The sequence below is a fragment of the Flavobacterium sp. FlaQc-47 genome, assembly GCF_044006475.1.
Classification (GTDB): Bacteria; Bacteroidota; Bacteroidia; order Flavobacteriales; family Flavobacteriaceae; genus Flavobacterium.
Genome location: NZ_JBIPCQ010000002.1, coordinates 819,120 through 833,301, shown reverse-complemented (window position 1 = coordinate 833,301; position 14,182 = coordinate 819,120). Strand labels below are relative to the sequence as shown.

Genomic DNA, 14,182 nt, shown 5'->3' with positions numbered 1-14,182 from the left:
GAATGAAGTATTTCGAACCAAATATAGTAATTGTAGATGATCATCAACAAGAAATACAAGACATTTTAGATTATTATAAAAACAATGGGATTGGCTGTAAACTATTAAATCCAGACTATACAGACGGTGATGACATGCCTGAAAAACATTTTTCAGATGTAAATATAATATACCTAGATCTATATTATTCTGGGAAATTTGATGCTGAACAATGTTCTAATTGGATACGTTCAATTGTTGATGAAAAGACTTTTTACATTCTTGTTTTATGGACCAAAGATATTAGCAAAGCTGCAGAAGTATTGGAATTATTAACTACACATAATAGAAAACCTTTCTTATCAATCGAAAAAAATAAAACAGAATATCCTTCCAAAACAGGAGAAAGCAAATATGATTTTCAACAATTAATTCAAGAAGTAAATGAAGTTATTGAAAATAATAACGCTCTTGAAGAAATTTTCACTTGGAAAAATAATTTAAAGATCTCATCTAATAATGTAATAAGTAATATTACAAAAGATCCTTCTCAAATTAATGACAAATTAAAAAAAATTATAATTAGTCATGGAGGCAGATCTATCATTGAAAGCGACAATGCCCTAAGAAAAAGAGCTATTTTATTTGAAGCTTTAGATACCATTTTGATTTCCAATACCCGAAAAAACATTAGCTCTGATATTAATCCAGAAACTATCGAAAGAATATATAATCTACAAGCAATTCAACAACCTTTTATAGATAAAGAACTCAATAGTTGGTTTCATTTCAAATTAGAAAAAAAAATTAATAACGAGTTAATTGTTCCTGGGTTAATCTCTGAATTTAAAGAGAATGAATGGAAAGAAATGTATTCTATTCATAACGATAAAAATGTAATGGAATATATTAGCAAACAAATTGGTGATGAAGTGCAAATATCAAGTATCGCTCTTCTTCTAACAAGACCTTGTGATATAGCTCAGAATAAATATGGTAGAAATCTAAAACTAATAAGTGGCTTAAAAATAACAAATCCTATCAGAAAAACCAATGTTAAAATGGAATTTCAGAAAGGATCATCAGACATTGATTCAGTAAAATTATACGACCACTTATATTTTAGTGCTGAAGAAAATGATGTCACATTATTATTTGATTTCAGATACAATTTTTCTGTTCCAGAAAAGATCTTCAAAGAGCAATTTGATAAGATAAAAATTTTTAATAAAGAATTGTTATCTGAAATGCAAGTTGAGTATAGTAGTTATTCTAGTAGATTGGGTATTACTCAAATTATTTAAAATTTCATTTTAATGTATTTTAAAATATATGGATGTCCATAATACAGAACAACGCTCAAAAAACATGCGTGCCATTAAAAGCACTGCAACAAAAGCCGAAGTCACTTTGGCAAAAGCATTATGGAATCTAGGTTACAGATATAGAAAAAACAACAAAACAGTTTTCGGTAAACCGGACTTTACTTTCAAACAATTAAAAATTGCCATTTTTGTAGATTCCGAATTCTTTCATGGGAAAGATTGGGAAACCCGAAAAAAACCACAAACCAATCCTGAGTTCTGGATCAAAAAAATTGAACGAAATATACAACGCGATATAGAAGTCAATGCATATTTAGAATCTCAAAACTGGAAGATTCTACGTTTTTGGAGTAACGATATCAAAAAGAATTTAGATTCGTGTATTCTTGAAATTGAGAATGCAATTCGCGAAAGACGAAATTCTTGATTGGACAATTGTAACGTAGTTCCGCGTGTGATCCTTCCTTCGTCAGGATGACAAAGCAGGCGGACAAAAAAATAAAAAAAGCCACTTTTCAGTGACTTTTAATCTATTCAAAAACCTTATTCGGCATCCAAATAAGGATTTAAAATTTCGGCTAATTCATTCAACCAATAAAAACCGTCTTCGACTGATTTTGTATCGATTTGCAGGGTTTCGCATTCTCGCATTAGCGATATAGCGAGGAGATAATTTACTCTTCGAATTGCTTTTGCGAAACTTTTAGGATCTGTAGCCTGGTTGAAAAATTCATTTAACCTCAATTCGGTTTCTTTTGAAAGGGTGTTTACACTCATAATCTTTACTTTAAGGAAATATAAAACCCGCATAGCTTAGGTGTCCTACGCTGTAAAGAGAGCGTTGCAGTTGTTTCCAATACCGCCACCGTACCACACGGGCAAGAAATTTTTCTGAGTTCATAATCTTTACTTAATTTAGGACTGCGAAGATATGAAAATCAAAAAAGTTACAGGTAATTTTCTTAGTTTTTAAATTTCTTATTATTGTGTGGCTTCGACTCCGCTCAGCCTGACAAAAGTACTTCGCTGTTCTTCGTTCAGCCTGACAAAAAATACAAATAAAAAAAATCTGTTTTATCCGCGTTTTCACGAAGTGAATCCGTTAAATCTGCGTTCTATACTAAAATTTAACACCGCCAAATCTAACAAAAATGGCTTTGAAATTTTCCAACATTTTTTCATAATGTTTTATTAACTCGTTTGTCTTTTAATTCTAATTAAGATAGCTTTGAGAAACAATCATTAAATATAAAACCATATGAAAATTCAAATCAATACAGACAAGAACATCGAAGGACACGAAAGATTAGCTACTTATTTTTCTGAAGAATTAGAAAAAGGTTTAGCACGTTTTGAAGAAAAAATAACACGCGTTGAAGTACATTTTGGAGATGAAAACGGAGAAAAATTCAGCTTAAACGATAAAAAATGTGTGATTGAAGTTCGTGTTGCCAATTTACAACCCTTAACGGTAACAGACCACGCCGATACAATTGAAAAAGCTTTTAGCGGTGCTCTTGCCAAAGCAAAAAAATCACTTACTACGACTTTCGAAAAAATGAAAGCGCATTAATTTATATAGCATCAAAATTTAAAAATGGCATTATCTCTAATTAAGATAATGCCATTTTTTATTTGAGCAAATTAGTCATTTCTTCCCAATGCAGGATTTTGACTTTTTCGTTAAGTTGTTTCGCACTATTGACCATTGATTTTGCAATATCCCGCGCTTCGATTCCTTTATATTTACTCAGTCCTCCCATAAATAACGGATTGATGAATTTGAATATTCCTATGAAAACTTTTTCAACAGGACGGCTTTCTTTTCTGTCGCCTAAAATCATCGAAGGTCGAAAGATATAGGTACGATCGAAATTCTGATTGATAATATCCTGTTCGGTTTCGCCTTTGGTTCTGGTATAAAATATCGACGACTTTGCATTTGCCCCAATTGCCGAAACTAAAAAAACTGCTTTTGCTCCGTTTTCTTTTGCCAGTTTTGCTGCTAATACCGGATAATCATGATCGATTTGGTAATATAGTTTTTCGTCAGGTGTTTTCTTTTTTGTGGTTCCAAGCGCAATAAAAACCTCATCGGTTTGAATGTCTTTTACCACTTCGGGTAAGTAATTAAAATCTCCTATTATGGTTTTTATTTTTGGATGCTGAATATTTAACTCTTTTCTGACTACAATTATTACTTGTTCGTAATCAGTATTATTCAACAAGGTCTCCACAATATAAGATCCTACCAATCCGCTTGCTCCGTATACAATTGCTTTTTTCATAATAAGGCGATTTGTTTTCTCTAAGTTAGAAATTTTTCTACTCCTGATAGCTATCGGGATTCATAAATTAGAATGATTGATGTTTTTTTGTTTCACGCAGATTTTGCAGATTAAGCAGATTTTTTTTAATCTTTTTTAATCAGCGAATCAGTGGCAAACAAACCTATAACTTTTTATTCACAGCTCCAGCGGAGCGAGATATTTATAGCTCTTTATTATGCGTCAGTAAAATAGCTCCAACGGAACAACATATGCTTTGAGCGATTTAAGATGTCACCCCGATGGGGTTTTGTTGGGTGTTGTTTTTATTTTCTATAAATATTTCGCTCCCATGGAGCTATAAATATATCGTCACGCGATTTTATATAAATTTTTTATTCACAGCTCCAGCGGAGCGAGATATTTATAGCTATTTATTATGTGTCACTAAAATAGCTCCAGCGGAGCGAGATATGCTTTGAGCGTAATTTAAGATGTCACTCCAATGGGGTTTTGTTATGTGTTGTTTTTATTTTCTATAAATATTTCGTTCCGCTGGAGCTAAAATATGTCTTCGCGCGCGATGGCCCGACAGCAATAAAAAAAGGGGCGACTAAGCGTTTTGCATAGTCAGCCCCTTTTTTTATTGGTGGCACGCCCAGAATATTATGTACTAAATTATATAGGGCTTGGTTATTTTATGATTTTGGCAACGGAGCTCCAACTGCAATATCACATCGATGTCCGGGTTTTCCGTGTGCAGGATTCATTCCGTCTGCGGTTGCAACTTCGGTACTTAATAAAGCCGGAACTGCGTTGTTTGCGGGTGGCGTTACAGTAAAGTTTTGAGTTGTGGTTCCGCTTTGAGCAGTATTGGCAACTGGTTGTGTAGGCGCCGCAGAATTTAAAGGTGCTCCAACGGGAATATCGCATCTGTGTCCGGGTTGTCCGTGCGACGGATTCATTCCTTTGGCTACTTTTACCGGCGCGGCAACTGTAGTCGTCACGACTTGCTGCTGACCTGCATTTACCTTTACCGGTTGTGCGGTTTGGGTTGTTGCAGTTTGGGTTTGTTGTGTTGGAGCGGAATTTAAAGGTGCGCCAACTGCAATATCACAACGATGTCCGGGTTGTCCGTGTGCAGGATTTATTCCTTGCGTTGCGCCCATTACAGTGTTGGGGTTCCCGGTAGGAACCTGAACTACTGACTGGGTTTTTGCGGTGTCTTTTGCTAATCCTAATTTTACCAATTCAGATGTTGGTGTGCTTTCCTGCGGTTCTAATTCTTTCTTGCAAGAAACAAATAGTAAGGAAGTTACAATTAGTGAACTGATGAGTACTTTTGGATTCATGATGTATATTTTTTAAAGCCCTCAAATATACTAAGATTTCACCATATAAGTAATATAAGATTTGCTTTATAATATAGTCGCAAAGTCGCGAAGTTTTATTTTTCTCCGGGACTTGACGTGACTTAAATTTTAAGTTTTCTAATGTTTTGCATAGAGAATTTTGCGTAGAGGCGCTAAGTTTTAAATTTACAAAGAAAAAACTTTGCGCCTTTGAACCTTTGCCTCTTTGAAACTTTTTTTACTAACTTTAAATCCAAATACAAGATAAACTATGAAAAAATCAATTCTACTATTATTATTCGTCGCTACTTTTGCCAATGCACAAACATCTGAAAAAGACAAAGTCAATCAAACTCTCGATATTTGGCATAAGGCTGCCGCCGATGTTAAATTTGACGCCTACTTTGATTTAATCGCTGAAGACGGAATTTTTATAGGAACTGATGCTGCCGAAAACTGGAATAAAAAAGATTTTAAAGTTTGGGCAAAACCATTTTTTGATAAAGGAAAAACATGGAATTTTACGGCTCTTGAACGTCATATCTTTTTTGACAAAACAGGAAAAATTGCCTGGTTTGATGAATTGCTCAATACACAAATGAAAATTTGCCGTGGTTCCGGTGTTTTGGTTAAAGTAGGGAAAGAATGGAAAATCCAGCATTATGTTTTATCAATGACAATCCCTAATGATGAAGTTGACGCTGTGACAAAAGCAAAAGCCCCAATTGAAGACCTCTTGATTGCGAAGCTTCAAAAAAAATAAACATTTTGAGGCTTTGTTATTATAATCCTAACTTTTCTAGCGTTTTAGGTTATGAGTTATCAAATTAATTATAATACAATTGGCAATTTTACTCCTGTTTTAGAAGTTTAAAATAAGATAGTCTCAAAAAAAGAGATTGAATTTTACAAAATTGACTAAAATAAAAGCACAACCTCTATTTTAATAGCCCTGAAAATCAAAATCTTTATTTTTTTTTAACTTTGACCCCAAAAAAAATAGGGTTCAATAAAGTATCTGAAAAATGAAAATAGAAAAACGCTGGGTCATTTCCTTTATTATTATAAGTATTGTTTGTGTTACCGGTGCATTCTGGCCAACGGTTACTCAAAATAGTTACGTATTATCAGAATTTGGAACAATTGATCATATTGTTCCTGCAGATGTTGCCTGGATGTTAACTTCTTGTTGTCTGGTTTTGATCATGACTCCGGGATTGTCATTTTTCTACGGAGGAATGGTGGGTCGCAAAAATGTGATCTCTACCATGCTGCAAAGTTTTATTTGTTTAGGCGTTGTAACGCTTTTATGGGTTGTAGTAGGTTTTAGTCTGGCTTTTGGCGATCCTGTGGGTTTTGGTTCAGGAGAACATTTTTATAGCTTTTTTGGGAATCCAACTACTTTTGCTTTCATGGATTATGTGGGCGTTTTGCCTCATAAACAACTGGCAAGTACGATTCCGTTTATGTTATTTGCTTTGTTCCAGATGAAATTTGCCATTATTGCTCCTGCTATTATTACGGGTTCGTTTGCAGAACGTGTTCGTTTTATATCCTATTTACTTTTCATTAGTTTGTTTACCATTTTTATTTATGCACCTTTGTGTCATTCGGTTTGGTATCCTACGGGAGTTTTAGGAAGTTATTTTGGCGTGAAAGATTTCGCCGGAGGAACTGTAGTACATATGAGTTCCGGATTTGCAGCTCTTGCAGGAGTTTTGGTTTTAGGTAAAAGAAAAAATAGTGATCATATTCCAACTAATATTCCGTTTGTATTATTAGGAACGGGAATGTTATGGTTTGGCTGGTTTGGTTTCAACGCTGGTTCTGCACTTGCTGCCAACGGAACTGCTGCAATGGCATTTGCTACAACCACAACTTCATCTGCCGCTGCAATGTTAACCTGGGTTTTCTTTGACCGAATGAACGGAAGAAAAGTTTCGGCTCTTGGCGCTTGTATTGGTGCTGTTGTAGGTTTAGTCGCTATAACGCCTGCTGCAGGTTATATATCAGTTCCTGAAAGTATGTTTTTTGGATTTGTAACGGCTTTGGTTTCAAACTCGGTTGTAAATTGCCGATTCTCTAAAAGATTTGATGATACGCTTGATGTTTTTGCCTGTCACGGGGTTGGCGGAATTATGGGAATGATCCTTACCGCGATCTTCGCCCATGGTGAAAATGCAAGTTTATTACACGGAGGATGGAATGTTTTTGCTCACCATATGATGGCATTGGTTCTGGTTTCGATATTTACTTTCTTCGGAGCTTATTTCTTATTCAAAGTAACCAACTTTATTATTCCGTTACGAGTTTCAGAAGAAAACGAACATATAGGACTTGATTTATCCCAACACGATGAAACGCTGGATCCGAAATTAAAACCTATTACAGAACCCCATTACGGCTGAAAATAAGTTTGCCACAGATCAGATTTCACAGATTAAAATGATTATTTTTTTTGATTAATTCTAACTATGAATGTGTAGTCACTATGGTACAATGTCTGACGTGGTAACTATTATTTTCTACCAATATTTAATCTCTACGAGATATACTCCGCTAGGAGTTAAATATTGGTATAAACAAATAATAGCGCAAGTTTGTCGCGTAGGGACTACACTAATTAGACAATCTTAATTAAAAAATCTTTTGAATCCGTGAATCCCGATAGCTATCGGGAGTGGCAAAAAACAGCTCGGAATTTCAATATTTTGTCAATAATATATGCAAAAATTAATTCGCGGTAATTTGTGTAATTTGTGGTTAAAAAAATGATTCACAACGTAAAAATTCGGGGCAAAAAACTTTAAACCCAATTGCGCTACTTTCATTCGTTTATATTCCTTAATTTTGCTGAAAATTTTTGTAAAAGTGGGAAGTAAAAATAAACTAAAAAGATTCAGAGAAAACGAGACATTTGAAAACGTTTTTCAACCAACCAGAGAAGAAGTTGTAGGCGATTTAATGCCTCTGAAAGGAAAATGGAACTCTGATTTCTTTAAAAATGATAATCCATTAGTTTTAGAATTAGGATGTGGAAAAGGCGAATATTCTGTTGGATTAGCAGAAAGATATCCTGACAAAAATTTTATTGGTATCGATATTAAAGGTGCACGTTTTTGGAGAGGTGCTAAAACCGCTGTTGAAAACGGACTTCATAATGTTGCTTTTATTCGTACGCAAATCGAATTGATCGACCATATTTTTAATGAAAATGAAGTAGACGAAATCTGGATTACTTTTCCGGATCCCCAAATCAAATACAAAAGAACCAAACACAGAATGACCAACTCTGAGTTTTTGAAATTGTATAAAAAAATCCTTAAAAAAGATGGTGTCGTAAACCTAAAAACCGATAGTGAATTCATGCACGGTTATACTCTTGGATTACTGCACGGTGAAGGACATGAGGTTTTATACGCGAATCATAATGTGTATACAAATGAAGGAAGTCCTGAGGAAGTTACTGCTTTCCAGACTTTTTACGAGAAACAATATTTAGAAATTAACAAGGCAATTACGTATATTCGCTTTAAAATTAAAGACTAATTTAATTTTAAAGAACGTTTTTCCAACACATTAAATAACTGAATGGCATTACTTACCCCATTACTTTCAGGTTTTATTGCCGCTTTCATTGGGATTATTCCGCCAGGTTTAATCAACATGACTGCTGCAAAAGTAAATCTAAAAGAGGGTAAAAAAAATGCCTTATGGTTTGTTGCCGGCGCTGTTGTAGTGATCTTTTTTCAGGTTTCGCTGGCGGTTTTATTTGCGCAGGTAATTGATAATCGCCCGGATGTTGTTACTTTACTACGTGAAGTTGGTTTTGCTATTTTTTCGATTCTAACGATTTATTTTTTGTTTATTGCAAAAGAACCAAAAGCCAAAAAATCGAAGATTAAAAAAAGAAGTAAAAAAAGCCGTTTCTTTTTAGGAATGTTACTTTCCGGTTTGAACTTTTTTCCCATTCCGTATTATGTTGTAGTGAGTGTTACGCTGGCTTCATATCATCTTTTTGCATTCGAAAACAACATTATTTTTACTTTTATATTCGGATCTGTTTTGGGCTCATTTGCAGCTTTGTACAGCTATATTGGTTTCTTTGGAAAAATAGAAAAGAAAACCGATTACATCATGCGAAACATGAATACTATCATTGGAAGCATTACAGGATTAATTGCTATTGCAACACTTTTTAATATCCTGAATTACTATTTTGGTTAATAAAATATAAGCCACTCCCGATAGCTATCGGGATTCACAGATTAAAATGATTTTCGAATTTGTTTCATGCAGATTCTGCAGATTTAAGCAGATGAAAATTTTAAAAAAATCCTTTTGAATCTGCTTAAATCTATTTAAATCTGCGTGAAATTTTATAAATGAGTACTTCAAAGTAAAATCAATTTTATGGCTGAAGATAATTTTTTTGAACGCGTTTATGCAATCGCCAGACAGATTCCGTACGGAAAAGTAACTTCTTATGGCGCAATTGCGAAAGCTTTAGGAACTGCTCGTTCTGCACGAATGGTGGGCTGGGCAATGAATGCCTGCCATAATATGGAAGATGTTCCTGCGCACAGAGTCGTAAACAGAAAAGGCCTTTTGACCGGAAAACACCATTTTGACGGCACTAATTTAATGCAGCAACTTCTGGAAAGCGAAGGCATTGTGATCGAAAACAATCAAATTATAGATTTAGAAAAACATTTTTGGTCACCGGAAATTGAACTTTAAAGAGGTTAGTTTTCACCATATAAGTGATATAAGTTCATATTAAGCATTGTGCATAAATCTCTCAAAAAGCCGCAAACAAAATAAAAAAACTTTGCGACTTTGCGACTTTGCACGATTAAAATGACAAAGTAAATCAAGACATCATTTAAATGAACTTATATCACTTATATGGTTCAAAAAACTAAATCAAACAAATCACGAAACTCGTTTTATCTTCATCTGTCTGGTAACTTAAATAACCGCCGTGCGCTTCGATGATGTTTTTAGAAAGAGTTAAACCAATTCCGGCGCCGTCTTTTCTGGTCGTGAAAAAGGGCAGAAATACTTTGTCCCGAATTTCCTGATCGATTCCTTTACCGTTGTCTGAAATAGTGATAAAAAAGCGATTGTTTTCAGTATAACCGGATAAGAACATTTTCTTTTCGGTCTTTTCTTTTAACGCATAAATACTATTTGTAATTAAGTTAATAATCACTTGTTCCATTTGGTTTTTGTCAATCAAAATAGATCTTGAACTATTAATTTCGTTTATTAATTCGATATTCTCTGCTTTTAAAATCGGACTCATAATTCGCATACAATCTTCGAAAAGTGCATTTATTGGCGTCATTTTTTTCGTTGGAGTCGGCAACATGGCTAATTTTCGGTAATTCTCCACAAAAACCTGCAAGTGATCACTTCGATTTATAATTGTCGAAATACTGCTTTTTATATCGTCAAAATCATCATCTTCTAATTGTTCCTGATCGACGATTTGCAGTAAATTTTGCGAAAGCGCGCGAATTGGCGTCAGGGAATTCATTAATTCATGCGAAATAATTTTCATCAGATTAATCCAGGCTTCTTTTTCTTTTTTCTCAATAACGCGCTGAATGCTATCCAATAAAATGATGAAATATTCTTTATTGTAGGTTTTCGTGTAAGAGGTCTGCAACATAAAGGTCTGCAAATCCTGATCTTCTATTTTTATCGAAATCGCCGATTTTAATTCAGCGAAACCACCCTTCTCAATTTCATCGCAAAGTGACGGTAAATAATTTTTAAGATAATTCCAATGACTTACTTTTGGGACTTTAAACAACTTTGAAAAACAATCGTTCATTAAAAAAATCTTCCAATCCTCATTTTCCTTTTCTAAAATTAAAGTTGCCGTATCAATATTATTTAAAATTGATTGATAAATAAGCTCTTTTGAAGTTTGCTCTTGTTGCTGCACTTTTAAAGTTTCATATAACAGATAGAGATTTTTAAAACTGTCTTTTTTATTCTCTTCGGGAAAGTTGGTTGAAAAATCCTTTTGAAGTATCGAAATAAATGTTTTGTCGAAAAAAAGCAATTTGTTTCTGACAAAAAAATACATTTCAAAAAGCATTACAACCGCAAAAAGTCCAACCAAAAGCGCATTGTAATAAAGGATTTTATAAATTAGAAAAACGCAAATAAAAAAGAGAATCATGACAAACAAGATTCTTACAAATAAGGCGTTATGAAACTTCCAATTTTTCATTGTTTGTGTTTTTATATTTTATACTTAACCACAAAGTTCGCAAAGGGTTTACGCAAGGTTCGCTATGAAAGCTTTGCGAACTTAATAAAGCCAATTACAATCAGACCTAAAAAAATACCTTGCGTGCTTTGCGGTAAAATTAATTTTTTAAATCGTATTTTTCGATTCTTCTGTACAAAGCAGCTCTGGATAAACCAAGTTCTTCTGCCGTTTTGCTGATGTTTCCGTTGTATTTAAAAAGTGTTTTTTCAATAGCACTTTTTTCCATTTCTGATAACGGATTTTCATCGTTTTCCTGAATTTCTTCAAAATCAAGAATATCTAAATTAATTACAGAAATTGTATTATGATCAGATAAAATCAACGCACGTTCGATTTTATTTTCCAGTTCCCTAATATTTCCTTTCCAGGGATACTTTTCTAAATACGGTGCTACATTATCATCAAAATGCCAGTTTTCCTGATGGTATTTTTCGGCAATCTTATTTAGGATAAAATTCGCCATGGGTACAATATCATCTTTTCGTTCGCGTAACGAAGGCAAATGAATTTCCATTGTATTTATTCGGTACAATAAATCTTCACGGAACGTTTTGTTTTTAACCTCTGCTTTTATGTCGCTATTTGTTGCTGCAATAATACGAACATTCAAAGGTCTTGCTTTGCTTTCGCCTAAACGAGTGACAGTTTTAGTTTGTAAAACATGTAATAATTTTGATTGCAAATGAAGCGGAATATTTCCTATTTCATCCAGAAAAATGGTTCCGTTTTGCGCCGTTTCAAACCTTCCGGGTGTATCTGTTCTGGCATCCGTAAAAGCACCTTTAGCATAACCAAAAAGTTCGCTTTCGAATAAATTATCACTCAAAGATCCTAAATCAACGTGAACAAAAGGCTGTTCTTTTCGTTCTGAATTTTGATATATAAAATCGGCAAAAACATATTTCCCTGTTCCGTTTTCACCTAATATCAAAACATTTGCATCCGTTCTGGCTACTTTTTCTGCGATAGAATAGGCTTGCTTTATTTTAAGAGAATTTCCAACAAAATATTTTTTATCTGTTTTTTCTATTACTGTTTTTTTACTGTTCTTTCTGCTTTCGGCGACAGCCTTATCAATGGTTTCCAGTAATTTTTCGTTGTTCCAGGGTTTTAAAACATAATCAAAAGCACCTATTTTTATTCCTTCAACCGCTGTATCAATTTTGCCAAAAGCTGTCATTAAAATCACGACAGTTTGAGGCGAAAGTGTTTTTATTTCTTTGAGCCAATGAATTCCTTCCCGCCCATCTTCAAAACCAATTCGATAATTCATGTCTAACAAAACCACATTTATTTCATTTTCATTTAAAATAGAAATGATTTTTTTAGGACTATTTGCCGTAAAAATGGTTTCAAAATGCTTTTTGAGAATCATTTTTGCCGAAAAAAGAATCTCTTCCTGATCGTCAACGATTAATATTTGGGCTTGTTTTCTTCGCATGGTTTATTTTTTTGTTCGATATCGAACGGTCAACTGTTCATTATCGAACAGTTCTTTTTTGAACGGTTTTTAAAGCTTCTTTAAAATCAATACTTTACAATTAATAATTTTTATGGCACAGTATTTACCTATTGGTAATCAGTAAATTATTAAAAAAATGGACAAAGTAATTCCTCGTAAAAATAGAAAATTTAGATATCTGACAATAGCAATTGGAGTTTTTTTAGTTTTGGCAACAATCGTCTTTTTTTCATTCAACACTAAAAGAAGTTTAAATGTAAAAACTGATGAGATAAATATTCAGAAAGTGGAAAAGGCCTTTTTTGAAGATTTTGTTGTTTTTCAGGCAAAAGTTGAACCTTTGAACGTAATGCTTGTCAATGTTACTGAAGGAGGATCTGTAAAAGAGATTTTTGTTGAAAACGGAGCAATGGTGACTAAAGGTCAATCGCTTGCACGTTTGTACAATCCAAATACTGAATTGAATTATCTGACTCAGGAAACGGCCATTATTGAACAAATTAATAATTTGAATACTGGAAAACTAAACATCAGAAACCAGGAATTAAACCTCAACAAGGATTTAGTTTTGATCGAACACGATTATAATGATGCCAAAAGATTGTATGACATGAATGCACGATTATTTGAAAAAGAGGTGATTTCAAAAAATGACTGGAATACTTTTAAGGAAAGTTTACGCTTTCAGGAAGAACGCAAAAGAACGATTCAGCAAAGTATTCAAAAGGAAAAACAAACCAACCAGCTTCAGATTTCCCAAATTAATCGTTCGATTCTAACTATGGAAAAAAGCCTGGATATTTTAAGAAACAACAAGAAAAACTTTTTGATTACAGCTCCGGAATCCGGAAGATTAACTTCGTTTCAACCCGTTTTAGGAAAAACTTTTCAGGCGGGAGAAAGCATAGGCAAAATAGATTCTAAACAAGGTTATAAACTTACTGCCGAAGTGGATGAGTTTTATCTGGAAAAAGTTAGAGAAGGCTTAAAAGGTCAGGTTGAATTTCAAGGGAAAAATCTGGAAGTTTTAGTTACCAAAGTAATTCCGGAAGTTAAAAGCGGACATTTTATTGTAGAACTGGCTTTTGTATCTAAGGAAAATATTGTCCTGCAAGACGGACTTAGCTTTGGCGTAAAGCTTATTTTATCAGAAAAAAACAAAACTCTCGTCCTGCAAAAAGGAAGTTTTAATCAGGAAACAGCCGGAAAATGGATTTTTGTTGTAAAAGGAAATAAAGCCGAAAGAAGAAATATAAAATTAGGACGTGAAAATCCTTCGTATTACGAAGTTCTGGAAGGCTTGAAAGAAGGAGAATCTGTGATTATATCGTCTTACTCTGACTATAAAGATGTTGAGGAATTGGCAATTAGTTCTCAGTGACAGTTTTTCAGTTTTTCAGTTTTTCAGTTTTCAGTCGCAGTCTCAGTTCTCAGTTTACAATTAACAATTAACAACTAACAATTAGCCAAGTTTCAATCATCAATCAAAAACACAATCAATACCAACT

The 14,182-nt window shown here is 33.7% G+C and carries 14 protein-coding genes; 9 read left to right on the top strand and 5 right to left on the bottom strand.

Annotated elements, in window-relative coordinates:
• The first annotated feature begins 2 nt into the window (after nt 1-2).
• Both ACHRVX_RS09545 and ACHRVX_RS09540 read left to right on the top strand, forming a co-directional pair.
• The gene (locus ACHRVX_RS09545) at nt 3-1,283 is read left to right on the top strand and encodes a hypothetical protein (RefSeq protein ID WP_395331585.1); all 1,281 of its coding nucleotides are present in this window, start codon (nt 3-5) and stop codon (nt 1,281-1,283) included.
• A 28-nt stretch (nt 1,284-1,311) separates the two neighbouring features.
• Nucleotides 1,312-1,731 (top strand): very short patch repair endonuclease, encoded by a 420-nt coding sequence (locus ACHRVX_RS09540; protein ID WP_395331583.1) that lies wholly within the window; start codon nt 1,312-1,314, stop codon nt 1,729-1,731.
• A 116-nt stretch (nt 1,732-1,847) separates the two neighbouring features.
• On the opposite strand, the gene ACHRVX_RS09535 is transcribed toward ACHRVX_RS09540, so the two are convergent.
• On the bottom strand, nt 1,848-2,081 hold the full coding sequence (locus ACHRVX_RS09535) for a hypothetical protein (protein WP_395331581.1): 234 nt from the start codon (nt 2,079-2,081) through the stop codon (nt 1,848-1,850).
• Between the two features lie 481 nt (nt 2,082-2,562).
• Here ACHRVX_RS09535 and ACHRVX_RS09530 point away from each other — a divergent pair, with 481 nt between their 5' ends.
• Nucleotides 2,563-2,877, top strand: coding sequence for an HPF/RaiA family ribosome-associated protein (locus ACHRVX_RS09530; protein WP_395331579.1), 315 nt, complete (start codon nt 2,563-2,565; stop codon nt 2,875-2,877).
• Between the two features lie 58 nt (nt 2,878-2,935).
• Here ACHRVX_RS09530 and ACHRVX_RS09525 read toward each other — a convergent pair whose 3' ends face one another.
• The gene (locus tag ACHRVX_RS09525; protein ID WP_395331577.1) at nt 2,936-3,592 is read right to left on the bottom strand and encodes an oxidoreductase; all 657 of its coding nucleotides are present in this window, start codon (nt 3,590-3,592) and stop codon (nt 2,936-2,938) included.
• Between the two features lie 677 nt (nt 3,593-4,269).
• Complete coding sequence (locus ACHRVX_RS09520; RefSeq protein WP_395331575.1) at nt 4,270-4,923, bottom strand: hypothetical protein; 654 nt, start codon at nt 4,921-4,923, stop codon at nt 4,270-4,272.
• Nucleotides 4,924-5,194: 271 nt separating this feature from the next.
• Between ACHRVX_RS09520 and ACHRVX_RS09515 the strand changes: the two genes are divergently transcribed.
• From ACHRVX_RS09515 to ACHRVX_RS09495, 5 genes are all read left to right on the top strand, one after another.
• Nucleotides 5,195-5,686 carry a nuclear transport factor 2 family protein gene (locus ACHRVX_RS09515; RefSeq protein ID WP_395331573.1) on the top strand — a complete coding sequence of 164 codons (492 nt, stop codon included), beginning with the start codon at nt 5,195-5,197 and terminating at the stop codon, nt 5,684-5,686.
• Between the two features lie 262 nt (nt 5,687-5,948).
• The gene (locus tag ACHRVX_RS09510) at nt 5,949-7,331 is read left to right on the top strand and encodes an ammonium transporter (protein WP_395331571.1); all 1,383 of its coding nucleotides are present in this window, start codon (nt 5,949-5,951) and stop codon (nt 7,329-7,331) included.
• Between the two features lie 463 nt (nt 7,332-7,794).
• Nucleotides 7,795-8,472 (top strand): tRNA (guanosine(46)-N7)-methyltransferase TrmB, encoded by a 678-nt coding sequence (gene trmB / locus ACHRVX_RS09505; protein ID WP_213306424.1) that lies wholly within the window; start codon nt 7,795-7,797, stop codon nt 8,470-8,472.
• A gap of 42 nt (nt 8,473-8,514) precedes the next feature.
• Nucleotides 8,515-9,150 carry a LysE family transporter gene (locus ACHRVX_RS09500; protein ID WP_395331569.1) on the top strand — a complete coding sequence of 212 codons (636 nt, stop codon included), beginning with the start codon at nt 8,515-8,517 and terminating at the stop codon, nt 9,148-9,150.
• A 186-nt stretch (nt 9,151-9,336) separates the two neighbouring features.
• Entirely contained in the window at nt 9,337-9,663 is a 327-nt protein-coding gene (locus ACHRVX_RS09495) for an MGMT family protein (protein WP_395331567.1), read from the top strand.
• A 181-nt stretch (nt 9,664-9,844) separates the two neighbouring features.
• Here the strand turns inward: ACHRVX_RS09495 and ACHRVX_RS09490 are convergent, their stop codons facing one another.
• Together ACHRVX_RS09490 and ACHRVX_RS09485 are read right to left on the bottom strand one after the other, a co-directional pair.
• On the bottom strand, nt 9,845-11,170 hold the full coding sequence (locus ACHRVX_RS09490) for a sensor histidine kinase (RefSeq protein ID WP_395331565.1): 1,326 nt from the start codon (nt 11,168-11,170) through the stop codon (nt 9,845-9,847).
• 139 nt (nt 11,171-11,309) lie between these two features.
• Nucleotides 11,310-12,653, bottom strand: a complete 1,344-nt coding sequence (locus tag ACHRVX_RS09485) for a sigma-54-dependent transcriptional regulator (RefSeq protein ID WP_395331563.1) — start codon at nt 12,651-12,653, stop codon at nt 11,310-11,312.
• 157 nt (nt 12,654-12,810) lie between these two features.
• On the opposite strand from ACHRVX_RS09485, the gene ACHRVX_RS09480 reads away from it, so the two are divergent.
• On the top strand, nt 12,811-14,055 hold the full coding sequence (locus ACHRVX_RS09480) for an efflux RND transporter periplasmic adaptor subunit (RefSeq protein ID WP_395331561.1): 1,245 nt from the start codon (nt 12,811-12,813) through the stop codon (nt 14,053-14,055).
• The last annotated feature ends 127 nt before the right edge of the window (nt 14,056-14,182 follow it).

Excerpts from the sequence above, each read along its gene's own strand:
- ACHRVX_RS09545 (WP_395331585.1), top strand. The coding sequence starts at position 3 with ATGAAGTATTTCGAACCAAATATAGTAATTGTAGATGATCATCAACAA.
- ACHRVX_RS09540 (WP_395331583.1), top strand. The coding sequence starts at position 1,312 with ATGGATGTCCATAATACAGAACAACGCTCAAAAAACATGCGTGCCATT.
- ACHRVX_RS09535 (WP_395331581.1), bottom strand. The coding sequence starts at position 2,081 with ATGAGTGTAAACACCCTTTCAAAAGAAACCGAATTGAGGTTAAATGAA.
- ACHRVX_RS09530 (WP_395331579.1), top strand. The coding sequence starts at position 2,563 with ATGAAAATTCAAATCAATACAGACAAGAACATCGAAGGACACGAAAGA.
- ACHRVX_RS09525 (WP_395331577.1), bottom strand. The coding sequence starts at position 3,592 with ATGAAAAAAGCAATTGTATACGGAGCAAGCGGATTGGTAGGATCTTAT.
- ACHRVX_RS09520 (WP_395331575.1), bottom strand. The coding sequence starts at position 4,923 with ATGAATCCAAAAGTACTCATCAGTTCACTAATTGTAACTTCCTTACTA.
- ACHRVX_RS09515 (WP_395331573.1), top strand. The coding sequence starts at position 5,195 with ATGAAAAAATCAATTCTACTATTATTATTCGTCGCTACTTTTGCCAAT.
- ACHRVX_RS09510 (WP_395331571.1), top strand. The coding sequence starts at position 5,949 with ATGAAAATAGAAAAACGCTGGGTCATTTCCTTTATTATTATAAGTATT.
- ACHRVX_RS09500 (WP_395331569.1), top strand. The coding sequence starts at position 8,515 with ATGGCATTACTTACCCCATTACTTTCAGGTTTTATTGCCGCTTTCATT.
- ACHRVX_RS09495 (WP_395331567.1), top strand. The coding sequence starts at position 9,337 with ATGGCTGAAGATAATTTTTTTGAACGCGTTTATGCAATCGCCAGACAG.
- ACHRVX_RS09490 (WP_395331565.1), bottom strand. The coding sequence starts at position 11,170 with ATGAAAAATTGGAAGTTTCATAACGCCTTATTTGTAAGAATCTTGTTT.
- ACHRVX_RS09485 (WP_395331563.1), bottom strand. The coding sequence starts at position 12,653 with ATGCGAAGAAAACAAGCCCAAATATTAATCGTTGACGATCAGGAAGAG.
- ACHRVX_RS09480 (WP_395331561.1), top strand. The coding sequence starts at position 12,811 with ATGGACAAAGTAATTCCTCGTAAAAATAGAAAATTTAGATATCTGACA.